Here is a 22567-nt window from a genome sequence, read left to right as displayed (position 1 = left end):
GATCTTAGAAATTTTAAATTAATAAACCAGTAAAAGCAATGATTATGAAATTTAAATGGATGTTTGGACTGTTGCTTGTCACAGCAATAGTTGTCGGGGCAGTATCATGTAGCGAGTCGGATGTTTTACCGACTGTCGCGGAAGAACAACTGGAGAGTGCAGCGTTGATTAATCCAACTGCATTAGGAACTTTAGATGATGAGCAGGTACAGATGTTGCTGTTTGTTTTTGAGGAAGAAAAGATGGCGAGGGATGTCTACCGGTATCTTTACGATTTGTGGGGAGCCAATGTCTTTTATAATATTATTCAGAGCGAACAGACTCATAAGGATGCCATGGAACAGTTGCTGATCACTTACGAAATCGATTACACCGATGATGATATTTCGGGTCAGTTCGTGAATGAAACGATTCAGAATCTTTATAATAGTTTGATTGCAGATGGTGAACAATCACTTGTTGCAGCACTCGACGTTGGCATGTATATCGAGGATTTTGATATTGCGGATTTAAGCGATCATTTATCTTCTTTCATCTTTCAGGATGTAGTGACTGTGTTGACAGACTTAATTGAAGGATCGAAGAATCACCTCCGGGCATTTTATAATAATCAAATAACCATTGATCCGGAATACAGCTATACCCCTGAATTTATTTCTGTAGAATTGTACGACGAAATTCTCAGCTCCTCCAATGCTCATGGGAATGCTCATGGCAATTCTGTCAGGTGATTAGGGGAAATTGTTTGTATTGAATGGGGAGTTAATCGACTTTCCGAAGATGGTTAAAAACTTAAGTTAATCAAAGCTGATTGAAAAAAGAGGAGAATTTTGTTCCGAATCAGAGCAAAATTCTTCTTTCCTTTTCGGCTTATGGACAGTGAAAACGCCAAGGCTTGCTTACCCAAGGTTCGCCGGCGTAACCAATACCAATTCGGGGAGTAGCTTCCATCTGTCGCGGAATTTCTCCTTCTTCCAACCATATTCGATCTGATTTTTCAAGATCTTCTCCATAGAAACTTTTGTCAAGCTGAAGCTCACGACCTACTTTCCCTGGGCCATCAAAGCCGTCTATTCCCCTGATTAGTACAGCTGTTCCTTCATCTTCCTTGCCGGTTACAAAGTTTAACATCCAGTGCATGCCGTAGATGAGGTAAACATAGACCTTCCCTCCTTTGTTAAACATCACTTCTGTTCTGGCTGTCCGGCCTTTACTGGTGTGGCAGGCTTTATCTTCCAAGCCACAATAAGCTTCAGTTTCCGTAATTCGATAGCGTTTTATCTGGCCATCAGTAAACTGACGAACTAAATATTGGCCCAGTAAATCCTGAGCTACAATGACGGTATCTCTTTGAAAGAAGGAAGTCTTAATCTTTTTGATACTCGATTAATTATTGATAAGTAAAATGTAATTTATAGATGGCTCGACATTACATGCCTGTCCCTTTTATCATCACCTTTATAGTTTTGAACATAAGTATGATGTCGAGTTTAAGAGACCATTTGTCAATATATTCCATGTCTTGTTTTACCCAGTTGTCAAAATCTCCATTGTTACGACTGCTAACCTGCCAGATACAGGTAATACCAGGGCGTACACTCAACCGGCGGTTTTGCCAGTTTTTGTATTGGTTTACTTCATTTGGTAATGGTGGGCGAGGGCCAACAATCGACATGTCACCATTTAGTACATTCAAAAATTGTGGAAACTCATCCAGAGAATACTTACGCAGAAAACGACCAATCCGGGTGATTCTTGGGTCATAACGCATTTTAAATACAGGGCCATCCTGTTCGTTTTGATCCATTAGGCTTGCTTTTAACGCTTCAGCATTGACCACCATCGTTCGGAATTTCAGGCAAGCAAAACGCCTTCCAAATAAGCCCACGCGTTGTTGGTGAAAGAGAACCGGGCCACCATCGTCAAGTTTGATTGCGATGGCAATAGCCAATAGAAATGGAGAGGCGAGGAGTAACGCAGCCAAGGCTATCAAAATGTCAAATACTCTTTTTATTTTCATTGCCAGATAGTTATCCGGTATATTTCGGAAAACAAATAAGGGATTGTCGTTGAAGATCGTATAGCCTGCTTTAAGCCCGTAGCGCTCGAGTACGATCGGTCGTAAACGGAAGACTACGCCTCGTTCTGCACAGGAAACCATTAGCGGGTTGATTTCTTCATAGTTAATCTTTCCGCGTGCATAGAAGAGCTCATCGATGACCATTTCGTTCATCAGGTTTTCCAGGGAAGTGTTGCTGTTATACACTGTTAATCTATCCTTATAACGGGAAGTTACTTCTTTACTATCAGTCACTAATGCCTTTACCCGATAGCCCCAATCTTTTGTTTGCATCAGATCTTCTACGAAATCAGCAGAACTAGCATCAGCAATTACAAGCAGTTGACGGGTGTTATAGCCTTTGCGGCGCATTAATTGCATAAAGCGGTAGAAAAACGCTTTAAAGCTATATAGTAACACCAGATTAATTGCAGCGAATAAGGTCAAACTGCCTAAATCTATCCATTGGGTATCTAGGTAATAACGGGCTGTAAAGATCAGGCCCGAACTGATAGCAGTCACTTTTAGATAACGGAAGAAAATGTCGTGATAACGATCCTCTCGGCTCATTTGATGGAGGCCGCTGTATTCTATTGCAATCCATGCTGAAAGACTGACTAATAAAAGGTAGAAGTTAAATTCTTTGCTATGGAAAAGTTCTCGATAAGTTGTGTAATGATACAAGCCGCTAGCTGCGGAAAAGGCGGCTACTGATATCATGGTTTGCATAATTTGGTTAATGCGAGCCAATACCTGTTCACGTTCTTTAAGCATAATCTTTGTTTTCTGTTTTTTCGGGCCTATTCGGCTTTTTGTTAAGCTTTTAGTGATAAAACGGGGTGTAAACGTTGATTGGTTGCTTCGGAAAGCTTAAGCAAGTTACGGCTTTTTTACATTTTGTCAAGCGCTCTCCTTATTTTATTTGTTAAGTGAGCGAAATTTGTTAACAAAAGAGGAGTTAGTTTACTTCTTCATTTTAAACTCATCGACAAAGGAAGTTTTCACACAGCGGAAGCCAATATAGGATTTAGCGCTATCCTGGTATTCAAAACTTCGTGTTCCGTTACGCAGGAAATAGGCAACATCTTTCCACGATCCCCCGCGAATTACTTTTCGCTTCAGAACCGGAGGGTCATCAGGACGGGCATTGTATTCAACAGTTGGGTTGAAGTCACTCATAAACTCGTAACCCGATTCGTGAAAGGCTGAACTTGTCCACTCTGCCACATTACCGGCCATGTCGTACAGACGTTTATTATTTGGGGCATAAGAGCCTACCGGCATGGTTGTAGCTGAATATTTGCTATCAGCCACATAATTTCCTCGTCGGGGCTTAAAATTCGCGATAAAGCAACCCATTTGATTGCGGATGTAATAGTTACCCCAAGGGTATAAATTCCGTTCTACTCCACCGCGAGCTGCATACTCCCATTCTACTTCGGTCGGTAGTCGGTAGTCAAATACATCAACACTATTGATACGGTGCTGGTACTCATTGTATTGTTTTGTTCGCCAGTTGCAGAAAGCAATCGCTTGTTTCCAGGTGACACCTACCAGGGGATAATCGTCGAAGGCCACGTGCCAGAAATACTTTTCGGTCATGGGATCATTGTACGAGTAGGTGAAATCACGCACCCAGCAGAGTGTGTCAGGATATATTGGCGTCGATTCATGAAACACAAAAGAAGTACGGCTGGTAATCGGTTTTACATTACCGTCTATATCGGTTACAGTTCCATTGTACGATTGGGTTTTGAAATTATATCGGTTGGCACTTTTGGCTGCTTGTTTATAATCGACCCACTGGTAGTCGTAAATCAATTTGCGTGCATCAATTCCTCTTTCCCATAACACACGGTTGTCTGGATCCAGGTAAATAGGCTGCAATACTTCCTGAACTTCGGGATTATCCCATTCGATCGGTTCTTCCCAATTAAGATGGGGACTTTCAATGGGGTCACCACGATCAGTTTCAGTTTTCATAAATTCGGGATACTGATCAGCCAGTAACGTACGTGCAATGGAATCGCGAACCCAGTAGACAAACTGACGGTATTCGTTGTTGGTAATTTCGGTTTCATCCATCCAAAAAGCTTCAACCGAAACCCGTTTGGTCTCACCGTGCTCCTGAAAGATTTCATCATCCGGGCCAACAACAATTGTTCCGCGGTCGATATACGACATGCCAAAAGGTACCGGCTCGAAATACGGTTTATTGCCTCCTGTAGCTGCATACTGCGCCAACTCATTTTTCTCGCAGGCAGAAAAAAGAATCAAACAGGCAAGTATGATAAATGAATGACGTAGTTTCATAAAGATAATGTGCACATGCAAGGTTAAAAACGGTAGCTTGAGAGTTATATTGTTATCTATGAACAAAAAAGTAACTTATTTTGGCTGAATTGATCCCTTCTTCTATCCTGTCTTCCGTTTTTGTAGGAGTATAACAGCTAAGCTTTTAAGTGATGTCATTACGACGCATATACTTTAGTCGCAAAGAACTCAGGAAAACTGTGCGACGAAATGAGTATCCGGCTTATTCAAGGACCAACAAAAAAGCCTTCTGCAATTTCTGCAGAAGGCTTTTTATATCATTAACCGGGAATTAGTATTCCCAAAGGTCTTGTTCCCAGTTGAAGATTTTCTGTTCGATACGTTTCGATTCCAACATCGCGTCGCGGCCCGTTAAGTACTGACTGATTGAGCGGTTGTTGTAAACGTTGCTTTCTTTCACAACGTAACTGTTGAAACGACGTTTGATAAACAGGTCGTCGAACGACATGTTATAAGCCGTATTGTGTGTATTCATCACTGCATTGGCTGATAAGATTTCGCGGGCTTCGGGGTAGTAGATCCAGAAGACCTGTCGACGTTGTACATTTTCGTGATTAATATCTTCGTCACGATAATATTCCTGAATCGGGCAAAGGCCGATAATGCGCACATTCATGGTTGATGTTTGCTTATCGAAGAACCATTCCTCCTTCACCTCAATCTGCTTGATTTCTTCAGGCCTAATTTCACCCTGGATCGTTTTATCCTCAAATTCACCGGTTTCCAGGTTACGTACTCGTCGGGTTCGGGTAACAGCACCAAAAGCCTCCTTCACCTGGTCGTAGGTCATCGGAACTTTAAATTCGTCGTCATTTCTGGCATCGTAAGCGGTCAGTAAACCATCTTCAATAGCCTTCAGTAAAAGGTTGATCAGGCTGTTACGGCCTTCCGTTTCTACGGTTGGGTAATACAGCACCTGGTTCATTTTTTCCCGAAGGTCAATGATCCGCCAGATTTTTTTTGACCACATCACATCGGCTTCCCGAACATAAGGAAAAGCCATGGGCCTTTTCTTACTGATGTCAGTCCGCTGAAACGCTCCGTCGACAATCTGTGCCTGCGCTGTTTCGTTCGTGAAGCAAGCTGCACAAATCAGGATTCCCAAGGCTATTATAAGCTTTTTCATCTGTCTTAAATTTAAAATTTCCGTTTCCCGCTTGTCCCGGGTGAACTTCGCATTGCGTTAAAATGCGTTCTTGTTATAAAACTGTTGCCTTGCGGCTATTATTGTCTATCTTATCTTAAAACTAATAGGAGCCAGGTTACGGTCCGTTTTGTCGTCACCGTGAGCCATGATATTATCGAAATAGATAATACTTCCGGGTTGCAGGTTGCCAAATTGTTTCCGCATATCGGCAGTAAACATGTTCGATTTAGATGTCCAGGTGTTATTGAAACCTCCGGCACCGGTAATTGTCACATCAAATTGTGTCACTTTAAATTTCAGGTCGAAGTCGAAGTCGATTAATGCAGCAAAGATTCCTTGCTCTGCCATCAGGTCTTCTTTTTTCAGTACGCCACCGTTTTTCTCAGCAATTTGAGCAACCGGGTCGGGTACGCGTTTTACCCGGAAAACCATTGATCCCATTCGACGGGTTTTACCATCTATCAATGCATCGACGATCACTTGGGTATTTTTACCTCGTAAATCTTCTTTGGTCGGGAAAACATATCGTCCGTCGGCACGTTGTTCAACTCGTCCGTTTGTCATGCTAACTCTCAGGTTTTGTGCCGGTACTCCCGGAACAGATACACTAATCGGATTCGCAATATTCAGGTAGAAAACGTTCATTTTAGTTGGTGAAATGGTAACGCTTGGTTTTCCAACCTGATATTCCTGTTCGAACTTATAGATATTTGTTCCTCCGTCGGGATTTTGAAAATGAATTTCACCATTGTAGGTAAATGTACCTGATTTGGCTGCTTTCACTTCATAGATTCCTTTTCCGTTTTCGATTGGAAGTTCACTCTTCCCAACATATACCGTTGGAGTTTGAGTGGTGTCTTCTGCAGCCAGAAATACACTGGCGCGATAAACATCACCTTCTAATACATAGGATGATTTCGGTATTACGACCGCATTCAGCTTGTTAAATTTGAAAGAGCTTGCATCGATTTGACTATACAGGTAGTTCAACAAGTTGGCTTCTGTATTTTTCACATCGATCTGCATTTTACTCAACAAGGTAATTACGGCAATCATCGGTTTGTGCTCGAAGTTTTGCTCTTCCCATGTCAGGTTCTCTCCACCTTCTTTCATGTTCCGTTTCGGATCAGGTGTAGCCAGTTCCTGTTGGATTGTTGTGCGGATTGGAGCGCCCTCAGCAACCATTCCCGACAAATCGCCGCGTAAGGTAGATAGAGCACTGCGCAACTCCTGACCTCTGCCTAAACGAACCATTAATTCGGATGGTACGTTTAGCTCATCATCTTTCGAGATAAGTAGGGAGTCTCCTTCGTAATTTTGAATGTATGAGCGTCCCGGGTCATACTCATAACCATCAATATCGGCGATTTTCATACCACCACCACGAAGAACCAAGTCTTGTTTAATATCGAAGATTAATTTCTGTACCGAGTCTACTTTACTTTTTACTTCATTCGCTTTATCAAGCCAGGGCTTTACTTTGCTCTGGTTCATTTGGTATGCAGCCTCGAAGGCGGCATACTGCTGACCACTTTTTTTCTCAAGGTTTCCATAGGTCTGCACAAGACTTGAATCAACAACACGAAAGGCATCCAATACTTCGGCAGCGACGTTCATCGCCATCATCGCCAGAAGAACCAGATACATCATGTTGATCATTTTTTGCCTCGCTGTTTCCGGGCAATTCTTTGTTCCCATATACTGGCGTTTTTATTTTTTATAATTCATGGCACCTAGCATATTGCCATAAATCGAATTCAATGCTTCTAAATGTTTGTTTAGTTCTGCTGCGTTCGCTTGGTATTTTTTAACCTCGTCGACAGAACTTTGAATCACTTGATTCATTTGGCCCATTTCAGCAAAGAATTTCTGAGAAGCAGCCAGTTGTTCGTTGGTTCCTTTTAATTGATTGGTATAAGAGGCATTCAAAGCTTCCAGGTTCTCATTTAGTTGAGCCAGTTTGTTACTGTAGCTGCTTGATTTCTCACCCAAGTCACCGAAACCTTGTTCAATGGTTTCTGCTACCTTGTCATAAGAGCTAACCAGTTTTTTACCCGACATGGATAAGACGTTGGTGAACTCTTCGCTCGATAAAGCCATTTTGTTCAGCATCTCGTCGCCTTTTGAGCTTAAACGTTGTGCAGTGTTGGTGTATGATTCAACCAATACATTGACCGATTGGCTGATATTGTTGTTGGCTTTGGTGTTAATTTCAGCAAATGTGTTCATTGATTCAGACGCCGAGTTTAGGTTTTTCACATAAACATCGGTAGCCAATGTCGCTGAACTGATATCGCTGATCGATGAAGCCGTATTACTTAAATCGGTTAATCCCTTTGATACTTTCGACAGTAAGTCGGGAGAAATATCGGCTTGACTCAATAATTTGCTAAAATCATTGTCTTTTACGATTTCCTCATCATCTTCAGCAATATAATCTTCCCGAAGTTCAGGATATACTTTTGACCACTCAGGTAGTTCCATTGGCGGCTCAAAAGCAGAAATAAAGAAGATAAAAGCTTCAGTACAAAGACCGACAATCAAGATTGGTCCTGAGAAAGCCCAGTGCTGCAGTTTAAACAAAGCACCTAGCAATACGACAGAAGCACCAAAATTATACACATAACCAGTAAATACTTTCCAGCGTTTACTATGTAACATTTCACCAAAACTCATATGATCACAATTTAGGGTTTAAAATTCGTTTCCAAAAGATGAACGGACACAGCGGAATCCAATGTATGATTTCACTGAATCCTGGTATTCATAACTTCGTGTAGAGGTTTGCACAAACTCGGCAATATCCTTCCATGATCCACCGCGTATTACTTTACGCTTCATAGCAGGAGGATCATCCGGTTTGGCATTATATTCGAAGTTCGGGTTGAAGTCGTGCATGTACATGTAGGCTGACTCGTCGTAGGCCGTAATTGTCCATTCAGCCACGTTCCCTGACATGTCGTAAAGCCCGAATTTATTAGGATCGTAGGACCCTACTTTCATGGTCGCCATACCACCATCTTCAATATAATTACCTCGCAATGGCTTGAAGTTAGCCAGGAACTTTCCTTTTTCGTTGCGGGTATAGTAGTTACCCCAGGGATACATCGATTCTTCCTTGTCTCCCCGTGCTGCATATTCCCATTCAACTTCAGTAGGCAGACGGTAGTCTTGCAATGGTTGCTCATGTTTGCTTAATAAATATTCGTTGTGCAAACGAGTTCTCCAATGGCAGAATGCTTTGGCCTGTGTCCAGGTTACGCCGACAACCGGATATTCGTCGAATCCGGGGTGCCAGAAATAACGGGTAGCCCAAGGTTCGTTGTACGAATAGGTGAAGTCGCGAATCCAGCAAAGCGTATCGGGGTAAACATTAACCAAATCACTGAACACAAAAGACGAACGGTTCTCAATTGGTTTAGAAGCGCCTGTTTTGTCGTAAACAACACCATGATAACTTTGGGTGTCATAGTCGTAACTGTTGGCACGTTTGGCTGCTTGTTGATAGTCGATCCAGTAATAAGTATAGAATAATTTACGGCTATCGATTTCTTTCTTATTGAAAATCCGGTCGCTTTCGGAATAATACATTGGTTCCAATGCATCCGCATAGTCCGGGTTGTCCCATTCCAGCTTTTCATCCCAGTTCAATCGGGGTGGATCGATTGGGTTGCCGTCGCGATCTTCCGAAGTTAAGAATTCCGGAAACTGCTCACCCAGCAAGGTACGAGCAATTGAGTCGCGGACAAAATTCACAAACTGACGGTATTCATTGTTTGTAATCTCAGTATCGTCCATCCAGAAGGCATCTACTGAAACTGTTTTGGTCGGTGTTGAAGACCAACTTGCATCCTGATCGCTTGGACCAACGTTGAAGCTTCCCCGATGAACGAATGTCATTCCATACGGAGCGGGCTCAAACCATTTTCCTCGCCCTTTGACACCAGTAAGTTCACCATTACTTCCCGATTGATTACAACTAATCATCGACAAGATCAGCAAGGTCATCGAACACAGAGAGAGTATTTTTTTCATAACGATGAGATATGTTGCTAACTTTTACTATTTCTACAAATAACGTACACTCTTATATTTCTTATTTCTTCCCTTCCGGATGGCAAAAGAATAACTCAAAAACAATTCATGCGATCCGGAACTATCAGAACCTAAAGCCGACGTTGTTAAGTCGTAGGCGTAACCAGCTCTTAATCCACTTTGTAACTCAAAACTTAATTTTATAATGAACCCTTCGTTAATTCGGTAACCAATTCCACCCGTAAAACGCTCATTATATGTTATGTCCGCATTTAAATCCATTTGCGAACTTGCCAAATCAGTCCGGTATAAGACTGATGGCTGCAAAATGAATAACGGATTTGGCATCTGAATAGTATATCCTCCGGTAAAATAATAATGCCTGACATAAAAATCGTAAGCATCATCTGAGAACGAAATCTCTGCCTGATTGAGGTGTGTGACTGAAATTCCGGCAAAATAATTCGGCGATTTCAGGTACAAACCCAAACCTACATCGATTGCTACCTGGCTGACATTGTCGGAAGGAAGATAGGAGTCATTAAGATTATAGCTTCCACCGGAAGGGACATCCCACTCTCCGTTGATCGCTTTATTGAAGAAGCCCAATGCAGTTCCTATTCCTAGATCTCCCAAACTGGTCTGAACTAAATACGCATAGTTTAAATTAACCAATGTCGTTTTTTCATAACCTATTTCATCCCGTATGACATTCAGCCCAATACCACTCTTAATACCCCATAGTTCAGTTGACGACTCTGCACTGAACACTTTCGTTTTTGGAGCACCTTCCAATCCACTCCATTGTGTTCTGTTCAGAATCAAGCCTGAAATTGCACGGCTGGTCCCGGCATACCCCGGGTTGTTAGTCAGTTGTGTAAGCTTGTAAAAGCTAAACTGTGGATCCTGCTGCGCAATAGCGGCTAAATTAAATATTATTAACAAAAATGAAAAGCAAAAAAGTTTTTTCATAAATGGGGTCTACTTGCCATTTTTTAGATCGTTGAACAGGCTTTATGAAACCATCCATTATAGCTGTCCGAAACAAAATGATCCGTTATTGCAAAAGCTTGAACGAATTGATTGCTGCGTTTATTTTGCTAATTGGTTTAATTTTCTGATGTTTCTCCACCAACGATCGGGTATTTCGTAGCGGGCAGCTTGGTCGTAGTCATCCTGCGAGCAAGGGACAATATGGTCAGTATCGTCGTTTTGATTATATATTTTCATCCACCAGCGGCCGGTTTTACGGCTTTGGTAAAAGGTAAGCGGCAAGTCTACATCGTCCATCTCGATGATATATTCGCTGAACTCTGTCGGATGTTTTTCCGGATCTTCAGTAACCTTAAAATGAAAACCTTCCAGAAAATGCCAAACAATTTGAGCCATCAGTTTGGAACTCAAGTCCTGGTTGTCCAGGCTCGGGATGAGATTGTAAAAGCCGGCTATCTTCATTTGATCGGCCATGCCTGCATAATGAGCAATTTGGCAAGCTTCTTCGGCATAAAATCCGTTAGGCGATCCAAAATATTGTCCCGGTGCTTCAATTTGGCGAACAGCGTTTAAGTCGAAACTAAGCAAATCGGCACCTCGCATGTAGGGCTCAATTTCATTCATATTATATCTTACCTGCCCAAGTCGTTTGGTGTCGGAGTTGAAATCTGTTACATGATTTAACTCCACGGCATCGGTAAAGTAATTTTGGTAGCCAAGCAGTGTATGCGAAAATAAGTTGGGCTGTTTTTCGAAGATGAAGGTCAGGTAGTTTTCCGAATCGACAGATTTTGTTCCTTTTTGGAAATCCAGCTTCGGATCGATGGTCACCATATTGTAGTACTGCTCCTCAAAAGCTTTAGCTGTTCCCAATGTAAGATCCTGAGAGCCCCCCATAACGACAACAGCAATACCCTGTTCCATGAAATACTGGCAAACGTCCTTTAGTGCAAAATAAGTATCACTGGCTGTTTTTCCGGTTTTCAAATTTCCCAAATCCAATAGTTTGAAACGAGGAGCAATCCGATTTAGCATATAAAGATGTTCGCGGATCCGGTCGGGGGCCAGGCTGCTTCCCGGACTTACCGCGTTTCGGTCTTCCTCGACACCGATTAAAACAATCTTCGCTTTCTCTGGAGCTAGCTTTTCGCTGTTTTTTTCGAGCAGACTGCCCAGTGCATATTTCTTCTGAGCCCATTTGGGCAAGGCATATCCGGCAAAGTCTACGGGGTTCAGGTAGTATTCGAAGTTCATGGAGTTTAGAATTTCAAATTATGAAAGCTCCAATTGCAAATAATGTTGAAAGCTTAATTTGCTTGAATGGTTCCTTCACTGGGTTGATAAAATTAGATTGAAAAACAAACATGAAAATTATTCAATGAAATTACGCTTTTTAACAAAAAAGGCAAACACTTCGGTGTTTGCCTCTTCATTTTATTTTTTTCGGCTTCGCTTTTTGGGTGCCGGCCCCGCTTCAATAATCTTCATACAATCCTCGAGGGTGAGCTTTGCAGCCTCGGTTCCCTTCGCTATTTTGTAGTTTTTCTTTTTATACGAAATGTAAGGTCCCCAGCGCCCTTCCAGGATACGCAGGTCGGGCTCTTCTTCAAATGTTTTGATCAGTGCTTTGCGATCCTTTTCGCGCTTCGCCTCAATCAGTTCAATAGCTCTGGGAAGTTCAACGGAATAAGGATCGTCGACATTCTTCTCGAGTGATACAAATTTTCCGTCGTGTTGCACGTACGGGCCAAACCTACCAATGTTCACCCGAACTTTTTTGCCTTCGTATTCGCCCAGGTCACGTGGAAGTTTAAACAGCTCTAAAGCTTCTTCCAGCGTAATGGTTTCCAGAATTTGTCCCGAACGCAGACTGGCAAACTGAGGTTTTTCTCCTTCTTCGGTTGTTTCGCCTAATTGAGCCAATGGACCATATCGACCAATTTTTACCGAAACAGGGAGGCCTGTTTTGGGATCGTCGCCCAAAAGGCGCTCTCCGTTGGTGCGTTCCGAATTTTCCAGGGCATCTTCAATATGTTCGTGAAACGGTTTGTAGAAATCATCAATTACTTCAGTCCAGATTCGTTTACCATCTGCAATCTCATCAAACTCAACTTCAACATTTGCTGTAAAGCTGTAGTCCATGATTGTGTCGAAATATTTGATCAGGAAATCGTTAACCACCATGCCAATGTCGGTTGGAAACAATTTCGACTTTTCAGCGCCGGTTATTTCCGTCTTTTCTTTTTCGGCCAGTTTCCCGTTTTTCAGGGTCAACATGGTATAGTTTCGTTCAACGCCGGGGCGGTCTTCCTTAACGACATAGCCACGGTTTTGGATTGTAGTAATGGTTGGGGCGTATGTTGAAGGACGTCCAATGCCTTGTTCTTCCAGTTTTTTTACCAGGCTGGCTTCGGTGTAACGCGGTGGCTTTTGACTGAAGCGTTCGGTTGCTTCGATGAAATCAGCGCGGAGAACCTGCTTGGTTTTTACTGGTGGAAGCAGTGTTTTGGATTCGTTGCTCTCGTCTTCATTATCAGTTGATTCGAGATAAACGCGAAGGAAACCGTCAAACTTAATTACTTCACCTGTTGCCTGGAACAGCTCTGATGAGTTAGACAGCTGGATGGAAATGGTTGTGCGTTCCAATTCCGCATCAGCCATTTGCGAAGCGATGGTTCGTTTCCAGATTAGCTCGTACAGGCGTTTTTCCTGCGCTGTTCCCGAAACTTCTTCCTGGTCCATATAGGTTGGGCGGATGGCCTCGTGGGCTTCCTGTGCTCCTTTCGACTTGGTAGTGTACTGACGGAACTTGTGATACTTGGGACCATGCATTTCCAAAATTTTACTTTTGGAGGTGTTGATGGCCAGATCAGACAAGTTGACTGAGTCGGTACGCATGTAGGTAATCTTTCCCGATTCGTAAAGTCGCTGGGCAACCGACATGGTTTGCGATACCGAGAAGCCTAGCTTGCGGCTGGCTTCCTGTTGCAAGGTTGATGTTGTAAAAGGAGCTGCCGGAGTTCGTTTCGATGGTTTCTTTTGAATGTCGGCAATGCTGAACTCAGCAGTGTTGCATTTCTCGAGAAACTTCTGAGCTTCTTCCTTTGTTTGGAAGCGTTTATTCAGTTCTGCTTTTAGTTCAACGGTGTTGCCATTTTCGTCGGGAACGAGGAATACGGCAGTTACCCGGAAAGCAGAAGTTGCTGTAAAGTTGATGATTTCACGCTCCCGCTCAACAATCAGGCGAACTGCGACCGATTGTACACGGCCGGCCGAAAGCGACGGTTTTACTTTTTTCCAAAGTACGGGTGAAACTTCGAAACCCACTAAACGGTCGAGTACACGACGGGCTTGTTGGGCATTTACCAAATTAACATCGATTGGCCGGGGATTATCAACCGCCCGAAGGATAGCTTCTTTGGTAATCTCGTGAAAAACAATTCGTTTTGTTCTTTCCGGTTTCAACTTTAGAACTTCCTGCAAGTGCCAGGCAATGGCTTCTCCCTCGCGGTCCTCATCGGATGCGATCCATACCACTTTGGCATCCTTGGCTAACTTTTTCAGTTCTGTAACAATCTTCTTCTTGTCGGGTGAGACAATGTATTTCGGAAGGTAATTGTTTTCCAGATCAATCCCTGCATCCTTCTTTTCGAGGTCGCGAATGTGCCCCATACTGGATGTTACCAGGAAGTCTTTTCCAAGAAATTTTTCAATTGTTTTAGCTTTGGCGGGAGACTCAACGATGACCAGATTCTCTTGCATAAATATCCTCCAATCGATAAAAATTTCTGCAAATAAAATAAATGTCGGGCGATCCTCAAATTTTAAATCAACAAAAATTGCGGCTTTATATCTTTGAAAATGATTATTTTATTCGTCTTTTAGTGCTTTTAGTGCACCTGCTGAAGGGCTATATACCAACAGGAATTCAGTTGGTTGGTGTCTTTAGCCGCAATGTTGATGATTGATGAATCGGACCTTTTATTGGTGATTTTATTCGCGATGCTTTTCCTTGGTATCTTAACACGGGAAATAATAGTTTTATTCCTTTCGTTATATTTGTCGCTCATTCTTCAATTGATTATTCATGAAAAAATCGAAGACCGGATATCGAAAATATATCATTATTTTCTGGAGTATTTTCGCAATTGGTGTGCTTGGTGTCGTAACCATGTTCTACCGGATTGCCGAGGGTAAAATGGGAGAGATGCCATCTTTTAAGGATTTGGAGAATCCACAGAGCTTACTCGCTTCAGAAGTAATTTCGAGAGATAATGTAACCATTGGCCGTTATTTTCGAGAAAACCGCTCCTACGTCAATTACGACCAGTTGCCCGATAACCTGGTGAATGCTTTGCTGGCGACCGAAGATGTTCGTTTTTACGATCACTCCGGAATTGATCTGCGTGGCTTGTTCCGGGTGTTGAAAGGTGTGTTAACCGGCAATAGCAGCAGTGGTGGTGGTAGTACTTTGAGCCAGCAGTTGGCCAAGATGCTTTTCCCGCGGGTGAACATGGAAAGTAAACTCGACCTGGTATTCCGGAAGTTTAAAGAGTGGGTGATTGCTGTTAAGTTGGAGAAAAGCTATACCAAGGAAGAAATCATCACCATGTATTTAAATAAGTACGACTTCCTGAATTTGGCTGTAGGTGTTAAATCAGCTGCTCGTATTTACTTCAACACGGTGCCCGACTCTTTACGTACCGAGCAGTCGGCCATGTTGGTGGGAATGGCTAAAAACTCGGCGCTTTTCAACCCGGTTCGTCGTCCCGAACTGACCAAAGAACGCCGCAATGTGGTGTTGACACAGATGTGTCGTTACGGCTATCTAACCCAAGCAGAATGCGATTCGCTTGCTGCATTGCCGATGAAACTGGAATTTACCCGCGAAGATTTTAAAGAAGGCTTGGCGCCTTATTTCCGTGAATACCTGCGAGTAACCATGGGAGCGAGCAAGCCCGACCGTTCGAAATATGCCTCGTGGCAAACGACCAAGTTTAAAGAAGACTCGGTTGCCTGGGAAACAAATCCGTTGTATGGTTGGTGTAAAAAGAATTTCAAACCCGATGGCAGTAATTACGATTTGTATGAAGACGGCCTTCGCATTTACACGACACTCGATTCGCGAATGCAGCGTTATGCCGAAGAAGCCGTAACCGAACACTTAAGCCTCGATTTGCAGCCGGCCTTTAACAAGCACCTGAAAACTTTGCGGAACCCGCCTTTCTCGGATGATATGAGTGATGAGGATGTTGACCACCTGCTAAACTTGTCGATGCGACAGAGCGAGCGTTATCGTGTGTTGCGTCTGGAAGGCTTAAATGCGAAAGAAATTAAAGAGAACTTCAATAAGAAGGTGGAAATGTCGGTTTTCTCGTGGAAAGGGGATATTGATACGATCATGACACCGATGGATTCCATTAAATATTATTTGAGCTACCTTCGCTCATCGATTATGGCGATGGACATTCCCACGGGACAGGTGCGTGCTTATGTTGGCGGACCCGATTATCGCCATTTCATGTATGATATGGTGCTGGGAGGTAAGCGGCAGGTCGGTTCTACCGTGAAGCCGTTCTTATACACCCTGGCGATGCAAAACGGCTTATCGCCTTGTACAAAGGTTCCTAATGTGAAGCAGCAATTCATCCTGCCCGACGGTACGGTGTGGGAAGCTAAAAATTCAGGCGAGTCGGAATACGAAGGAAAGATGGTGACCCTGAAGTGGGGACTGGCCAATTCTGTTAATGAGATATCGGCTTGGGTGATGAAGCAGTTTAACCCGAAATCGGTTGTTGATGTGATGAAAAAGATGGGGATCTACAGCTATATTGACCCTGTGCCGTCGATGTTCCTGGGGACATCGGATATCTCGCTTTATGAAATGGTTGGTGCCTACGGAACCTTTGGCAACAAGGGTGTTTTCACCCGACCTTATTTTGTTACCCGAATCGAGGATAAATATGGTAATGTTATTGCCACCTTCCTGCCCGAGAAACACGATGCGATTGACGAAAAAACCGCTTACCTGATGATTAACCTGTTGCAGGGAGTGGTGAATAACGGTACGGCAACACGCTTGCGCTGGCACCCGGTTTACGGGAAAATAGAAGGACAAATTGGTGGGAAAACCGGTACTACCCAAAATCACTCCGATGGTTGGTTTATGGGGGTAACGCCTCAGCTGGTAGCTGGTGTGTGGACCGGTGGCGATCTGCGAAGCATTCGTTTCGACAATATTCGCCTTGGACAGGGTGCTAACATGGCACTGCCTATCTGGGGCCGGTTTATGAAGAAGGTGTATGCTGATAAAACACTGGAGTACACGCCTGATCATGAGTTTGAAAAGCCGATGAACTTCATCATGAACCTGGACTGCGACGAGCAAAACGATTCGGGGGAGAAACCAGCCGAATTTGAAGACTTCTTCTAAACGTTCAGAATAGAATAAAATATGCGAAGGCCGTTCCTATTGGGATGGCCTTTTTGTTGCACTGAATTTTACAGGGGTGGTGATTGGGGGTAGACCAATAAATCGATTTTGGGCCATGAAATAACATAAATTAGGGCTTCTACCATTTGTAGAATGGTCGCCGGAGACGGTTTGAGGCTTCAACAAACGGTAGAACGTTCTCCGCAGTTGCTTTGATCAATCTACGGATTGTAGAAGGTTCCCGGCAGTTGCTGTGGTAATTCTACGGATTGTAGAAGGTTCCCGGCAGTTGCTGTGGTAATTCTACGAATTGTAGAATCTATTTTTTCGTAAAAATAAAGGCCACCCGTCGTCTACAGGTGGCCTTGGGAGTTTATCGGATCATCTTTTCTTAGTCGATCAGGAAGCGTTTGGTGATATCGCTGTAGTTTTCGATGCGTCGGTCGCGCAGGAAGGGCCAAATGCGGCGTACATCTTCCGAGCGGGCCAAATCCACATCTACCAGTAGGTTTTCCTCTTCCATGCTACTGCTGTTAGCCAGAACTTCACCTTGCGGACCTGCCACAAAGCTGTTTCCCCAGAATTGAATGCCGGCTGAGGAGCCCGACGGATCTTCTTCGTGGCCTACGCGGTTCACACTAATAACCGGAATACCATTGGCTACAGCATGCGAGCGCTGAATGGTGATCCATGCATTTTGCTGGCGGCTTTGCTCGTCATTGGTATCGCGAGGGTCCCAACCAATAGCTGTGGGGTAAATCAGCATTTCGGCACCGGACATAGCCATCAGGCGGGCCGCTTCAGGATACCATTGGTCCCAGCAAACCAGAACGCCCAGTTTGCCAACTGATGTTTGAATGGGTTGAAAGCCCATATCGCCAGGCGTGAAATAGAATTTCTCGTAGAAGCCCGGATCATCGGGAATATGCATTTTTCGGTATTTTCCGGCTATGGATCCGTCTTTTTCAAACACCACAGCTGTATTGTGGTACAAGCCCGGAGCGCGCTTTTCGAATAATGAGCTTACCAAAACGATCTTGTGCTGTTTGGCCAGTTCGCCGTAAAAGTCGGTTGAAGGGCCGGGGATGGTCTCGGCCAGGTCGAAGATATCCACATCCTCTGTTTGGCAGAAATAAAGACTGTTATGCAGTTCTTGCAGCACAATTAGTTCTGCGCCTTGTTCTGCGCATTTAGCAATGTTTTGAGCCAGCTTGGCTTTGTTGTCTTCAATGACTGATGTGTTGCTTTGTTGGATTAAACCAACCCGGATTTCTTTTTTTGCCATCATTTTTCGTTTAAATAACATCTTCAGGAAACTGCATGCTTATACAGTGGATAGAACCATGTTGTTTAATCAGCGGCACACTGTTAATGGGGACTATCTCGCGATCGGGGAACAACGACTGAATCACTCTCACAGCTTCTTCATCCTGTGTTACTCCATATACAGGAAACAAAACAGCGCCATTAATGATTAAAAAATTGGCATAAGTTGCCGGCAGCCGCTGTCCGTCTTCATCATATATCGCGTCAGGAAAAGGTAGTGCTACAAGTTTGAACGGCTTGTTATGCTGGTCCGTCAACATTTGAAGTTGCTCTTCCATCTTCTGTAACGCTTCAAAGTGTAAATCTGTTTCGTCTTCACATTTGACATAGGCTATTGTATCTTCCGAACAAAAACGCGCTAGTGTATCAATGTGGCTATCGGTATCGTCTCCTTCCAGAAAACCGTGATCGAGCCAAAGTACTTTTTCAGCATAAAATACCTTTTCCAGGAAAAATTCGATTTCGGCTTTGCTCAGATGCTCGTTGCGATTCTTAGAGAGTAGACATTCGCTGGTTGTCAACAGAACGCCTTCGTTGTTGCTTTCAACGGCCCCTCCTTCGAAGGTGAAATACGAGTAATCGAGCAGTGGGATGCCTTCCTTAAAGGCGCGGTTCTCGAAAAGGGTTGGATTGATTTGATTATCGTCGCATGCTGCGAATTTCATCCCCCAACCGTTGAAGCGGAAATTCATCAGTGCCGGCTTCCCCTTTTCAATCAGCGTAAGGGCTCCGTGGTCGCGTGCCCAGGTATCGTTAAGTGGCATCTCGTGAATGAGCAGGCGATCATTCTTTTCCCGAAGTAACTCAGGTAAAAGTGACTTGTTGCGGCATACCACCAGCAATTTCTCATGCTTCAGAATTGCAAGGGCCATCTGCTCGTATACCGGAACAACCTCGTCCATTATGTCGTACCAATCGGTTTCACAATCGGGCCAGGTGAGTTGTACGCCACTTTGGCGAACCCATTCAGCCGGTAAATAATTTCCTTCAGTTTTCATGCTCCAAAAATATGCAAAAAGCAACTAGTTGGTTGTGTTTAAAGTTAATCGGGAATTAATTTATTTAGAAAATACACCTTGTCAACTATAAATAATTTTGATTTAAACTTATAGTTTCATAACTTGAGTACAGTAGTATTCACTCAATCAGAATTTATAACCTTAAATTAATTAGTGTATGAAAACAGTAAAAAAAACATTTGCATTGCTGTTAGTTGCTGTACTATTGTCTAGTTGCTACGGTAGTTTTAAATTGACTCGCTCATTATGGGATTGGAATGGAACAGTCGGAAGTAAGTTTGTAAATGAATTGGTATTTCTTGCTTTTGTAATCGTGCCGGTGTATCAGGTTGCAACTTTTGTTGATGCTGTTGTTCTTAATACAATCGAGTTTTGGGGCGGAAGCAATCCAATGTCGATGAAAGAAGGTGAAAAAGAGCAGAAAGTTGTTGTAATTGACGGTAAAAAGTACCGACTGACTGCCGAAAAGGACAAAATGACTATTGAAGATCTGCAGAACGCGAAGAACAAGACTGAGATGATTTTCAACGAAGAAGATAGCAGCTGGTACCTGGTAAAAGGTAAAAAACTACAAAAATTGGTTAACGTTGAAGTGCAGGATGGCAAAGTAATTTCTTATCACATGTTCTATCCAGATGGAAGTGTGCAGGAAGTTAAGCCTGGATTCGACCCGGTTGCTGTTCAACAAGATGTGGAAACAAATATGACTTATGCACTGCAGTAAATAAGTCAGCGACAGATATCAAAAGGGCTGTTTCTTCGGAAGCAGCTTTTTTTGTATCAGAAGAAAAAACAAAGGCTCCGAAATTTCGGAGCCTTTGTTGCTTATGCAGCTGTATTTGTAAAAACTTTTTTTAGAATTTCGGGATGGGTTTCCGCGAAATTTTCAAAACACCATTTGGTTAAGTCATCCAGTTCTTCGGGTTTCTCGGCCCATTTAATGCACTTGGTCAATTCTTTTCGGAACAGGTCTTTGCTAAAACTAACCTTTGGCAGGATCACTTTTGCATATTCATTCATGGTTTGAACGTTTTATTTTTTTAATTGTGGTTGTTTAAAGTTAAGGTAGGAAAAACGAATATCCAAACCGGAGATCGGCTCTTAACAAAGTTTAACCGGATACTACCATTCGTTCACTTTTTAATGCTTTGTACTTCAGTCTACTCCTCCGGTTAACATTTTTCCTTGTTTAAAAACATCTAATTTTTTAGTCAGGTCAAAGAAAATCTACTCCAATTAAATACCGTTTACAACATGATTAACAAAGGTTGAAATCTTTTGGTCAAGTGTTCCTTCCTCGCCAAGTGCTTTAACAAAGGCACTTCCAATAATTGCGCCTTGTGCATATTGACAGGCATTATCAAAAGTCTCTTTGTTTGAGATTCCAAAGCCGATTAGTCTCGGGTTGTTCAGGTTCATATTCTTGATGCGCTCAAAATAGTCGAGGTGGAAATCGGCTACGCTGCTCTTTGCTCCGGTTGTTGATGAGCTTGAAACCATGTAAATGAAACCATGCGATGCTTCATCGATCTCCTTCAAGCGCTTTTCACTGGTTTGTGGCGTAATAAGCAGAATATTGTGCAGGTTGTGACGCGCGAACACTTCACGGTAGTTATCGTGATATTCATTCAGTGGAAGGTCGGGAAGAATTAATCCGTCAATGCCCACTTCTGCACATTTGTGACAAAATTCCTCTATTCCAAACTGAAGAACCGGGTTAAGATAGCCCATCAAAATGAGCGGGATATTCACTTTTTCGCGAATCCCTTTAAGTTGCTCAAATAGCCTGGCAATCGTCATCCCGTTTTTTAATGCGACAAGGCTGCTTTGCTGAATTACCGGTCCGTCGGCAACAGGATCTGAGAAAGGCATCCCGATCTCGATCAAATCCACCCCATTTGCTGCCAGCTTCTCGATGATTGAAACGGTATCATCTAGCTGAGGATAGCCAGCTGTAAAATAAACTGAAAGGATATTTCCCTTGTTATCTTGAAATAGTTGATTGATTCTGTTTTTCATGATATTGATTTTATCAGTAGCCAAAATAATTTAAATAGGTCTCCATGTCTTTATCACCGCGCCCCGAAAGGTTAATAACATTGATATCTTCCGGTTTCAAGTCGATTTTTTTCAATGCCGCCAAAGCATGAGCCGACTCCAGTGCCGGAATGATTCCTTCCAGTTGGGTTAATTCAAGAGCTGAATCCAGAACTTCTTCGTCGGTTGCCCACAGGTATTTGGCTCGTTTGGTCGCATGCAGGTTGGCGTGCATAGGTCCAATTCCGGGATAGTCGAGACCAGCTGAAATAGAGTAAGGCTCAATAATCTGGCCATCCTGAGTTTGCATTACATAGGAACGGGAGCTGTGTAAAACACCTGGTTTTCCGAGGGTTAATGTTGCGGCTGTTTCTTCGGTGTCAACTCCTTTTCCGGCTGCTTCAACACCAATTAATTCAACGCTTTCATTATCCAGGAAATGGTAAAATGCACCAGCTGCATTACTCCCGCCACCTACACAGGCGATTACCCTGGTTGGTAACTCACGGCCCATTTGCTCATCGAGCTGCCACTTTATTTCTTCGCTGATTACCGATTGAAAGCGGGCAACCATATCCGGATAAGGGTGTGGCCCCACAACCGATCCGATAATATAATGCGTATCTACCGGATTGTTGATCCAGTCGCGCATGGCTTCGTTTGTGGCATCTTTCAGTGTTTTATTGCCCGATTCAGCAGCAATAACTTCAGCGCCTAGCATACGCATTTTTTTTACGTTTGGTGCCTGACGCTGTACGTCCAAAGCTCCCATGTAAACGATACATTTCATATTCATCAGGGCACAGACCGTTGCCGTAGCTACACCGTGCTGGCCCGCTCCTGTTTCCGCAATGATTCTTGTTTTTCCCAATGCCTTGGCCAGCAAAATCTGGCCGATCGTGTTATTCACCTTGTGCGAACCGGTATGGTTCAGGTCCTCACGCTTAAGGAAAATATTAGTTTGATATTTTTCAGACATCCGGCGCGCGTAATATAGCGGTGAGGGACGTCCAACGTAATGTTTTAGCAGGTTGATGAAATCCTGACGGAAATTGTAGGAGTTAATAATCTCCATGTATTTTTCCTGTAACTCTTCAATGTTTGGGTGCATCATCTCGGGTATGAATGCTCCTCCAAACTCTCCGTAGTATCCTTTTCGGTTAACTTGATAGCTCATATTGTGT

At 43.3% G+C, this 22567-nt stretch carries 18 protein-coding genes; 3 read left to right on the top strand and 15 right to left on the bottom strand.

Features of this window, described 5'->3' with window-relative positions; translation table 11 throughout:
- Window positions 1-44: 44 nt before the first annotated feature.
- A complete protein-coding gene (locus AC37HE_RS08835) occupies window positions 45-731 on the top strand; it encodes a DUF2202 domain-containing protein (protein ID WP_500782464.1) in 687 nt (228 codons plus the stop codon).
- Between the two features lie 139 nt (window positions 732-870).
- Here AC37HE_RS08835 and AC37HE_RS08830 read toward each other — a convergent pair whose 3' ends face one another.
- From AC37HE_RS08830 to topA, 10 genes are all read right to left on the bottom strand, one after another.
- The gene (locus AC37HE_RS08830) at window positions 871-1371 is read right to left on the bottom strand and encodes a DNA-3-methyladenine glycosylase (protein ID WP_500782465.1); all 501 of its coding nucleotides are present in this window, start codon (window positions 1369-1371) and stop codon (window positions 871-873) included.
- A gap of 58 nt (window positions 1372-1429) precedes the next feature.
- Window positions 1430-2833: a sugar transferase gene (locus AC37HE_RS08825; RefSeq protein WP_500782463.1), complete on the bottom strand. Its 1404-nt coding sequence runs from the start codon at window positions 2831-2833 to the stop codon at window positions 1430-1432.
- A 189-nt stretch (window positions 2834-3022) separates the two neighbouring features.
- Window positions 3023-4372 carry a T9SS ring complex lipoprotein PorK/GldK gene (gene porK / locus AC37HE_RS08820; protein ID WP_500782462.1) on the bottom strand — a complete coding sequence of 450 codons (1350 nt, stop codon included), beginning with the start codon at window positions 4370-4372 and terminating at the stop codon, window positions 3023-3025.
- 292 nt (window positions 4373-4664) lie between these two features.
- Complete coding sequence (porN, locus tag AC37HE_RS08815; RefSeq protein ID WP_500782461.1) at window positions 4665-5519, bottom strand: type IX secretion system ring subunit PorN/GldN; 855 nt, start codon at window positions 5517-5519, stop codon at window positions 4665-4667.
- A 105-nt stretch (window positions 5520-5624) separates the two neighbouring features.
- A complete protein-coding gene (gene porM, locus AC37HE_RS08810) occupies window positions 5625-7238 on the bottom strand; it encodes a type IX secretion system motor protein PorM/GldM (protein WP_500782460.1) in 1614 nt (537 codons plus the stop codon).
- A 12-nt stretch (window positions 7239-7250) separates the two neighbouring features.
- Window positions 7251-8216, bottom strand: coding sequence for a type IX secretion system motor protein PorL/GldL (porL, locus tag AC37HE_RS08805; RefSeq protein WP_500782459.1), 966 nt, complete (start codon window positions 8214-8216; stop codon window positions 7251-7253).
- Between the two features lie 18 nt (window positions 8217-8234).
- Window positions 8235-9575: a T9SS ring complex lipoprotein PorK/GldK gene (porK, locus tag AC37HE_RS08800; RefSeq protein WP_500782458.1), complete on the bottom strand. Its 1341-nt coding sequence runs from the start codon at window positions 9573-9575 to the stop codon at window positions 8235-8237.
- Window positions 9576-9608: 33 nt separating this feature from the next.
- The gene (locus AC37HE_RS08795) at window positions 9609-10547 is read right to left on the bottom strand and encodes a PorP/SprF family type IX secretion system membrane protein (RefSeq protein ID WP_500782457.1); all 939 of its coding nucleotides are present in this window, start codon (window positions 10545-10547) and stop codon (window positions 9609-9611) included.
- A gap of 120 nt (window positions 10548-10667) precedes the next feature.
- Complete coding sequence (locus AC37HE_RS08790; protein ID WP_500782456.1) at window positions 10668-11822, bottom strand: arginase family protein; 1155 nt, start codon at window positions 11820-11822, stop codon at window positions 10668-10670.
- Between the two features lie 180 nt (window positions 11823-12002).
- Complete coding sequence (topA, locus tag AC37HE_RS08785) at window positions 12003-14330, bottom strand: type I DNA topoisomerase (RefSeq protein WP_500782455.1); 2328 nt, start codon at window positions 14328-14330, stop codon at window positions 12003-12005.
- A 325-nt stretch (window positions 14331-14655) separates the two neighbouring features.
- Here topA and AC37HE_RS08780 point away from each other — a divergent pair, with 325 nt between their 5' ends.
- Window positions 14656-17001 carry a transglycosylase domain-containing protein gene (locus AC37HE_RS08780; protein ID WP_500782454.1) on the top strand — a complete coding sequence of 782 codons (2346 nt, stop codon included), beginning with the start codon at window positions 14656-14658 and terminating at the stop codon, window positions 16999-17001.
- A gap of 391 nt (window positions 17002-17392) precedes the next feature.
- On the opposite strand, the gene AC37HE_RS08775 is transcribed toward AC37HE_RS08780, so the two are convergent.
- The gene (locus tag AC37HE_RS08775; RefSeq protein ID WP_500782453.1) at window positions 17393-18289 is read right to left on the bottom strand and encodes a carbon-nitrogen hydrolase; all 897 of its coding nucleotides are present in this window, start codon (window positions 18287-18289) and stop codon (window positions 17393-17395) included.
- Window positions 18290-18296: 7 nt separating this feature from the next.
- On the bottom strand, window positions 18297-19325 hold the full coding sequence (locus AC37HE_RS08770; RefSeq protein ID WP_500782452.1) for an agmatine deiminase family protein: 1029 nt from the start codon (window positions 19323-19325) through the stop codon (window positions 18297-18299).
- Between the two features lie 178 nt (window positions 19326-19503).
- On the opposite strand from AC37HE_RS08770, the gene AC37HE_RS08765 reads away from it, so the two are divergent.
- Complete coding sequence (locus AC37HE_RS08765) at window positions 19504-20070, top strand: DUF3332 domain-containing protein (protein WP_500782451.1); 567 nt, start codon at window positions 19504-19506, stop codon at window positions 20068-20070.
- Between the two features lie 101 nt (window positions 20071-20171).
- Here the strand turns inward: AC37HE_RS08765 and AC37HE_RS08760 are convergent, their stop codons facing one another.
- The 3 genes from AC37HE_RS08760 to trpB all read right to left on the bottom strand — a co-directional run bounded on the left by AC37HE_RS08760 (window position 20172) and on the right by trpB (window position 22560).
- Complete coding sequence (locus AC37HE_RS08760) at window positions 20172-20366, bottom strand: hypothetical protein (protein WP_500782450.1); 195 nt, start codon at window positions 20364-20366, stop codon at window positions 20172-20174.
- A 216-nt stretch (window positions 20367-20582) separates the two neighbouring features.
- Entirely contained in the window at window positions 20583-21365 is a 783-nt protein-coding gene (gene trpA, locus AC37HE_RS08755) for a tryptophan synthase subunit alpha (RefSeq protein ID WP_500782449.1), read from the bottom strand.
- Window positions 21366-21378: 13 nt separating this feature from the next.
- A complete protein-coding gene (gene trpB, locus AC37HE_RS08750) occupies window positions 21379-22560 on the bottom strand; it encodes a tryptophan synthase subunit beta (RefSeq protein WP_500782448.1) in 1182 nt (393 codons plus the stop codon).
- Window positions 22561-22567: the final 7 nt, after the last annotated feature.

It is taken from the genome of Mangrovibacterium sp. (assembly GCF_059905295.1).
The sequence above is the reverse complement of the archived record's forward strand: the minus strand, read 5'-3'. Positions and strand labels throughout refer to the sequence as shown.

Bases quoted from the DNA above. Each gene is read 5' to 3' on its own strand.
- AC37HE_RS08795 (WP_500782457.1), bottom strand. From the start codon at position 10,547: ATGAAAAAACTTTTTTGCTTTTCATTTTTGTTAATAATATTTAATTTA.
- topA (WP_500782455.1), bottom strand. From the start codon at position 14,330: ATGCAAGAGAATCTGGTCATCGTTGAGTCTCCCGCCAAAGCTAAAACA.
- trpA (WP_500782449.1), bottom strand. From the start codon at position 21,365: ATGAAAAACAGAATCAATCAACTATTTCAAGATAACAAGGGAAATATC.
- AC37HE_RS08790 (WP_500782456.1), bottom strand. From the start codon at position 11,822: ATGAACTTCGAATACTACCTGAACCCCGTAGACTTTGCCGGATATGCC.
- porL (WP_500782459.1), bottom strand. From the start codon at position 8,216: ATGAGTTTTGGTGAAATGTTACATAGTAAACGCTGGAAAGTATTTACT.
- AC37HE_RS08780 (WP_500782454.1), top strand. From the start codon at position 14,656: ATGAAAAAATCGAAGACCGGATATCGAAAATATATCATTATTTTCTGG.
- AC37HE_RS08770 (WP_500782452.1), bottom strand. From the start codon at position 19,325: ATGAAAACTGAAGGAAATTATTTACCGGCTGAATGGGTTCGCCAAAGT.
- AC37HE_RS08765 (WP_500782451.1), top strand. From the start codon at position 19,504: ATGAAAACAGTAAAAAAAACATTTGCATTGCTGTTAGTTGCTGTACTA.
- porN (WP_500782461.1), bottom strand. From the start codon at position 5,519: ATGAAAAAGCTTATAATAGCCTTGGGAATCCTGATTTGTGCAGCTTGC.
- trpB (WP_500782448.1), bottom strand. From the start codon at position 22,560: ATGAGCTATCAAGTTAACCGAAAAGGATACTACGGAGAGTTTGGAGGA.
- AC37HE_RS08760 (WP_500782450.1), bottom strand. From the start codon at position 20,366: ATGAATGAATATGCAAAAGTGATCCTGCCAAAGGTTAGTTTTAGCAAA.
- porK (WP_500782462.1), bottom strand. From the start codon at position 4,372: ATGAAACTACGTCATTCATTTATCATACTTGCCTGTTTGATTCTTTTT.
- porM (WP_500782460.1), bottom strand. From the start codon at position 7,238: ATGGGAACAAAGAATTGCCCGGAAACAGCGAGGCAAAAAATGATCAAC.
- AC37HE_RS08835 (WP_500782464.1), top strand. From the start codon at position 45: ATGAAATTTAAATGGATGTTTGGACTGTTGCTTGTCACAGCAATAGTT.
- AC37HE_RS08825 (WP_500782463.1), bottom strand. From the start codon at position 2,833: ATGCTTAAAGAACGTGAACAGGTATTGGCTCGCATTAACCAAATTATG.
- porK (WP_500782458.1), bottom strand. From the start codon at position 9,575: ATGAAAAAAATACTCTCTCTGTGTTCGATGACCTTGCTGATCTTGTCG.
- AC37HE_RS08775 (WP_500782453.1), bottom strand. From the start codon at position 18,289: ATGATGGCAAAAAAAGAAATCCGGGTTGGTTTAATCCAACAAAGCAAC.